The 7,093-nt window shown below is 73.5% G+C and carries 3 protein-coding genes; all 3 read left to right on the top strand.

Annotated elements, in window-relative coordinates; genetic code table 11:
• Nucleotides 1–22 precede the first annotated feature (22 nt).
• A complete protein-coding gene (locus ACWGI8_RS35855; protein WP_453667489.1) occupies nucleotides 23–4,996 on the top strand; it encodes an SDR family NAD(P)-dependent oxidoreductase in 4,974 nt (1,657 codons plus the stop codon).
• A 124-nt stretch (nucleotides 4,997–5,120) separates the two neighbouring features.
• Complete coding sequence (locus ACWGI8_RS35850) at nucleotides 5,121–5,678, top strand: hypothetical protein (RefSeq protein ID WP_453667487.1); 558 nt, start codon at nucleotides 5,121–5,123, stop codon at nucleotides 5,676–5,678.
• 101 nt (nucleotides 5,679–5,779) lie between these two features.
• Nucleotides 5,780–7,009: a glycosyltransferase gene (locus ACWGI8_RS35845; RefSeq protein ID WP_453667485.1), complete on the top strand. Its 1,230-nt coding sequence runs from the start codon at nucleotides 5,780–5,782 to the stop codon at nucleotides 7,007–7,009.
• Nucleotides 7,010–7,093: the final 84 nt, after the last annotated feature.

Genomic DNA, 7,093 nt, shown 5'->3' with positions numbered 1-7,093 from the left:
GCGGGCCCGGGCGCGGGTGTGGGTGCTGGGGGCACGCGCGGCGGCCGGGCGGCGGGCCCTGGCCGCAGGGCGCGGCGGCCACCTGGCCGCGCACCCCGAGCTCGACATCGCGGACGTGGCGCACGCGCTGCTCACCACCCGGGTGAAGTTCGAGCACCGCGCGGCCGTGCTCGGCGCGGACCGCGACGAACTGCTGCTCGGTCTCGCCGCCCTCGCCGACGCCCCGGCCGACGCACCCGCCGACCTGCGGGTCGAGAACGGCACCGAGGGCGGAACGTCCATCGGCGCGGTGCTCGGCGCGGCACGCGGAGACCGCAGGACCGCGTTCGTCTTCCCCGGGCAGGGGTCCCAGTGGGTGGGCATGGGGGCCGAACTCCTGGACTCCTCGCCCGCGTTCGCACGGTCGGTCGCCGAGTGCGACGCGGCCTTCGCCGAGTTCGTCGACTGGTCCGTCGCCGATGCGCTGCGCGGCGCCCCCGACACGCCGCCCCTCGAACGGCTCGACGTGATCCAGCCGCTGCTGTTCACCACCATGGTCTCGCTGGCCGCCCTGTGGCGGGCCGCGGGCGTCGAGCCGTCCGCCGTGGTCGGCCATTCGCAGGGCGAGGTCGCCGCCGCGTACGTGGCGGGCGCCCTCACCCTCCAGGACGCCGCCCGTGTGGTGGCGCTGCGCAGCAGGGCGCTGCTGGCGCTCCAGGGCAACGGTGCGATGGCCTCCGTCCTCGCCCCCGTGGACACCGTGCGGGAGCGGATCGCCGAGTGGGGGGAGCGGCTGTCGGTCGCGGTGGTCAACGGGCCCGCTGCCTGTGTGGTCGCCGGTGACCCCGAGGCGGTCGATGCGTTCGCGGCCGCCCTGGAGGCGGAGGAGATCCGGGTGCGGAAGGTGCCCGGTGCTGTGGGCGCGGGACACACCGCGCAGGTCGAGGCGCTGCGCGAGCAGGTCCTCGCCGACCTGGCGCCGGTGCTGCCGCGCGCGGCGGCCGTGCCGCTCTACTCGACGGTCACCGGTGGGCGGATCGGCACGGCCACCTTGGACGCGGACTACTGGTACGCGAACATGCGCCGCACCGTCGAGTTCGATCAGGCCGTGCGGGCGTTGCTGGCCGACGGGCACCAGGTGTTCGTCGAGGCCAGCCCGCACCCGGTGCTGACCGTGCCGGTGCAGAGCATCGTCGAGGACGTGCGTGGCGAGGCCGCCGTGGTCGGCACGCTGCGCCGCGGCGAGGGCGGCCGGCGGCGCTTCCTCACCTCGCTGGCCGCCGCCCACACCCACGGGGCCGCCCCGGACTGGAAGCTGCTGATCCACCCCGGCCCGCAAGGCCGCGTCGAGCTGCCGTTCTATCCCTTCCAGCGGCAGCGCTACTGGCTGGAGCCCGGGTCCGCCATGGGGGACGTCAGCTCCGCCGGGCTCGTCCCGGCCGACCACCCGCTGCTGGCCGCCGTGGTCGAGTCTGCCGACTCGGGCGCGATGCTGCTGTCGGGGCGGCTGTCCCTGGCCACCCACCCGTGGCTCGCCGACCACGCCGCGCTGGACGCCGTCCTGCTGCCCGGCACCGCCTTCGTGGAGCTGGCCCTGTGCGCGGGCGGGCACGTCGACTGCCGGCGGTTGGAGGAACTCACCTTCGAGGAGCCGCTGATCCTGCCCGAGCGGGGCGGCGTCGTCGTGCAGGTCGCCGTCGGCGCACCCGACGACTCCGGGCGCCGCACCCTCGACATCTACGCACGCCGTGACGGCTCCGACAGCCCCGGCGACACGGGCACCTGGACCCGGCATGCCACCGGCGCCCTCGTCGCCGAGACGGCACCGCCCGGACCCGGCTTGGCCGTATGGCCCCCCGAGGGCAGTGAGCCAGTGCCGGTGGACGCGCTCTACGACGGCTTCGCCGCCGCGGGCATCGGCTACGGCCCGGCGTTCCAGGGGCTGCGTGCCGCCTGGCGGCGCGGCGAGGAGGTGTGGGCCGAGCTGGCGCTGCCCCGCGACCACCGCGCCGCCGCCGCCGGCTTCGGCGTCCATCCCGCGCTGTTGGACGCCGCGATGCACGCCCTGGCTGCCCGCGCCGTCGGCACCGCCGACGGGACCGGCTCCGACGGCGCTGCGGACAGTGGCGGCTTCTGGATGCCGTTCTCCTGGCGCGGCGTCACCCTGTACGCCGTGGGGGCCGACGCGCTGCGCATCCGCTTCGCACCCACCGGTGAGGAGGGCGCCTATGCGCTGGAGGTCGCCGACGCGGCCGGGCTACCGGTGGCCTCGGCGGACGCCGTGGTCGTGCGGCGCATCTCGGCGGAGAAGCTGAGCGCCGCCGGCGGCGGGCACCACGAGTCCCTCTTCCAGGTCGACTGGACGGCGCAGCCGGTGTCCGCCGCCCCGGACGCGGCAACCGGCGAGCCCCCGGCGGCCGTGGTCGGCGACGCCGACGCGCTGCCGCTGCCCCCCGGCACCCCTGCCTATCCGGACCTGGCAGCGCTGCTGGCCGCCGTGGCCGGGGGCGCGCCCCAGCCCGAGCGGGTGTACGTGCCGCTCGGACTCGCGGTGCCGGGCCCCGACGCGACCGGCGATGTGGCCACCGACGCGCGGGCCGCGACCGGGCGGGTGCTGGATCTGGTGCGCTCCTGGCTGGCCGAGCCCCGCATCGGCGACGCGACCCTGGTGCTGGTCACCCGGCAGGCGGTCGCCGCCTCGCCCGAGGAGGACGTCACCGACCTCGTGCACGCGCCTGTGTGGGGCCTGATGCGGTCCGCCACTACGGAGAACCCGGGCCGGTTCGTACTCCTCGACCTCGACGGCGACGACGCCTCGGCCGAGGCACTGCCCGCCGCCGCGGCCTGCGGCGAACCCGAGGCCGCACTGCGGCAGGGCGCGCTGCTGGTGCCACGCTTCGCGCGGGTGCCGGTGGCGCAGGACGCCCCTGACCCCGCCGACGGCGCGCAGGGCGCGGCGGAGCCGGCCGCTCCGTCTGCCTCGTCAGGTTTCGCCGCCGACCCCGAGGGCACCGTCCTGGTCACCGGCGGCACCGGCACCCTCGGCGCCCTGGTCGCGCGTCACCTGGTCACCGCGCACGGCGTACGTCACCTGCTGCTCACCAGCAGGCGCGGCGCCGCGGCGGCGGGCGCGAGCAGCCTCGCCGCCGAACTGACCGCGCTGGGCGCCCGGGTGGAGATCGCCGCCTGCGACACCGCCCAGCCCGACGCACTGCGCGCCCTGCTCGCCGGTATCCCCGCCGCGCACCCCCTGACCGCGGTGGTGCACAGCGCGGGTGTCCTGGACGACGGCGTGGTCGACACGCTCACCCCCGAGCGGCTGGAGCGGGTCATGCGGCCCAAGGTCGACGCGGCCTGGCAGCTGCACGAGCAGACCCGCCACCTGCCGCTGGCGGCCTTCGTGGTGTTCTCGTCCGCCGCCGGCCTGCTCGGCAACCCCGGCCAGGCCAACTACGCGGCGGCCAACGCCTTCCTCGACGCCCTCGCCCAGCACCGCCGGGCGCTGGGCCTGCCCGCCACCTCCCTCGCCTGGGGCCTGTGGCAGGACAGCGTCGGGAAGATCGCCGAGCTGGACGGGGCGGACGCCGCCGCCCGCACCAGCGGCCGCCTCCTCGGTCTGACGTCCGAGGAGGGGCTGACGCTGTTCGACGAGGCGCTGCGCGGCACCCGCACCCACCTGGTGCCGATGCGGCTGGACGTGGCCGCGCTGTCCACCCGGGCGGCGGGCGACGGTGTGCCCGTCATGCTGCGCGGCCTGGCCAGGGCCGTCACACGGCGCCCGGCCCGCGTCGATCAGCGCGAGGAGCGCTCCCTGGCCCGGCGGTTCGCCGAAGCACCGGAAGCCGAGCGTGACGCGGTGGTGCTCGAGTACGTCCGCACCGAGGCCGCCGTCGTACTCGGCTACCCCGAGAGCGAACCCGTGCCGGCCGGGCAGCGGTTCCTGGAGCTGGGCTTCGACTCGCTCAGCGCCGTCGAACTGCGCAACCGGCTCGGCGCCGCCACCGGCACGCGCCTGCCGGCCACCGCCGTCTTCGAGAACCCCACACCGCAGGCCCTCGCCGCCTACCTCACCCGCCGGCTGTCCTCCGCCACGCCGCAGGCGGGCGGCGCGGACGGCGTGACGCGCGCCACCGCACCGGCCGGTGCGGGCGAGAGCGTCATCGCGAGTATGGTCCGCAGCGCGGGCGAGAGCGGAAGGCTCCAGGAGTTCGTCGAACTCCTCACCTCCGTCTCGCAGTTCCGGCCCTCTTTCAGCGATCCGTCCGAACTGGCCGGGGAGCTGGACATCGTCCCGCTGGCCAAGAGCGACCAGGGACCGGAGCTGGTGTGCATCCCCTCGATCCTGCCGATGTCGGGCCCGCACGAGTACGCCCGTTTCGCGGCGGCGCTCCGTGACATACGCGGCGTCTCGGTGCTGCCCGCACCGGGTTTCCTGGACGGCGAGTTGCTGCCCGCCGACCTCACCTCGCTGACCCGCGCGCACGGGGAGGCGCTGCTCGCCCACACCGGCGACCGGCCGTTCGTGCTCGCGGCGCACTCCTCGGGCGGCATGCTGGCCCACGCGCTCACCGGCTGGCTGGAGAGCCGGGGGAGGGCTCCCGAAGCCCTGGTGCTCATCGACATCTACCCGCTCAGCGACCGGGCGCTCACCGGCGTCCAGACCCGCATCGAGGGTGTCGGCCCGACGGACGGCGGGGGCGACACGGAGGGGGCGGCCGCCTCCGGCTTCGGCGCGCTCAGCGACGTGCGGCTCACCGCGATGACGGGCTACTTCAGGCTGTTCAAGGGCTGGGATCCGCAACCGGTCAGCACCCCGACGCTGCTGGTACGGGCCTGTGAGCCGCTGCCGTCCTGGCGCGGCACCGATGACTGGCGGTCCACGTGGCCGCTGGATTGCGCCGTGGCCGACGCGGCGGGCGACCACTTCACGATGATGGAGGACCACGCTGCCGACACGGCCCGCGTCGTCCATGAATGGCTGCTCTCCGCCGCCTCCGCAGAAGCGTCGCGTCCTTGAACAGGTCGGGGGGTGGAAGTCTCAGCCGTGGAAATCCACCCCCCTACTCCACCCCCGGGTCCAGGCGGACCCGGGGCCGGGAATCTACTGTCAACTGTGAACTGAGAAAACAGAGGAGGCGAGCATGAGCGACTCGATGCGGGACGCTTTGACACTGAACGGAATCCTGATCGCAATCGTCCTTTTCACGCAGGTGGGTCGGCACAAGTTCGGCTTCATAAAGCTGACCCTTCCGATTTCGCTCGTCGCTGTCGTGGGGTACTTCATGCTGAAGGACATGGAATTCTCCACGCCGAACATGACGGTGGCCGGTGTCGGCGTCGCCATCGGTGCGGTGGTCGGTGCCGTGCTGCTGCTCACCATGCGGGTGGAGCGCGATGGCGCCACGGGAAAGACGTACACCCGCGCGGGAATCGTCTACTTCGCCATCTGGCTCGCGATCCTGGTGGCCCGGCTCGTCTTCATCTGGTCGCTGGAGAACGTGGACTCGTTCGCCCGTGACTTCGGCACCTGGGTCTACGAGAACAAGATCGACGCCGAGGGCGTCGCCGCCTTCTTCGTCCTGATGGCCATGGCCATGGTGCTGATCCGCACCATCGGCGTCACCATCCAGTGGCTGCGCGGACCGCGCCACACCGGCGAGGGCCGCCGCGTCCGTCAGGCCGCTGCCGCGGGTTCCTGAAGCACCGTGGGGGACATAGGGGTTGTCCCCCCACCGGTCGGCCGGATAATCATTTCCGGGAGTTTTTGGAATGTGGCAGAAATAGCGCGGGGAGTGAAGTAATGCGGGTGTTCTGTACGGTGACCGGGACGAAGGGGCACGCGAACGAGGTGCTGCCGCTGGCACGCGGACTGGCCGAGGCCGGCCACGAGGTGATGGTGGCGGTACCCGAGCAGCTGGCCGAGGTCTTCGACGGAGCACCGGTTACTGTGCGGCCCGTCATGCCGAGCATATTCGACGTCATGTCGGCCATCTTCTCCCTGCGGGAAAAGCGCGTGGCGGAGGGAGTTCCGGACGGGGATGTGGAGGTGGACAACCGTCTGCAGATGATTCTCTGGGGCGGCGGTCCGCACATCACCACCACCTTCCGTACACTTCTGCCGCTCGCGGAGGAATTCCGGCCGGACCTCGTCCTGCGGGACGGCGGCGAGCTGACCGGTGTGCTGCTCGGCGAGGCGCTCGGCATCCCCGTGGTGTCGTGCCCGTCGGGCCCCACCAACGTCACCGACCCCGTAGGGCTCCTTCCCTTCCTCAACGAGCGGCGTGCGGAGGTCGGTCTGGCCGCACAGCAGGACCCCTGGTCGGTCTTCCCGAACGGGCGCATCGACTGCGTGCCGCCCACCCACTCCTTCGCCCGCTTCCCGCTGCCCGACGCGTTCGCCTACCGGCAGGCGGCCAGCCTGGGCAACGACACCGAGGGCCTGTCCGCCGAACTGGCGTCGCTGGCCGGCGGCCGGCCCCTGGTCGTCGCCTCCGTGGGCAGCGCGCTGCCCACGGTGATGAACCTGAAGGCCATGGGCATCGAGCCGCCCGAAGGCATGATCGACCCGTCGGAGACCCTGCGCGTCATCATCGAAGGGCTCTCCAGCCTGGACTGCCATGCGATCGTCGGCACCGTCGGCCTCTCCCTCGACGGCGTGAAGATCGGCGACCACGTCCGCGTCATGGACTGGCTTCCGCAGATGCTGCTCCTCGAGTGCGCCCAGCTGTTCGTCTCGCACGGCGGCTACAACAGTGTCCGCGAGGCGGTCCGGCAGGGTGTGCCCATGGTGGCTCTCCCGCAGTTCGGCGACCACCACCACAACGCGGCCCGGCTCGACGAGCTCGACCTGGGCCTGCATGTCACCGACGTGACCCCCGAGGGCGTTGCCGAGGCGTGCAGCCGGGTCCTGACCGAAGAACGTTTTGCGACCGGTATCCGTGAAGGCCACCGTCAGATGCTCGGCCTCCCCGGCATCGAAGCGGCGGTCGCTCACCTGGAGTCGGTCGCTTCCGGGCAGGGCGCCCCCTGACCCCCGAGGGGGGGCGCCCGTGAACCGCTGTCGGCCTCCCCCGTCCGGCAGCGCACGGCGGGCACCGACGGCTCCCTGAAGGAG

Source organism: Streptomyces sp. NPDC054841 (genome assembly GCF_053611045.1).
Note: the sequence above shows the minus strand (reverse complement) of the source record. Positions and strands in the feature narration are given on the sequence as shown.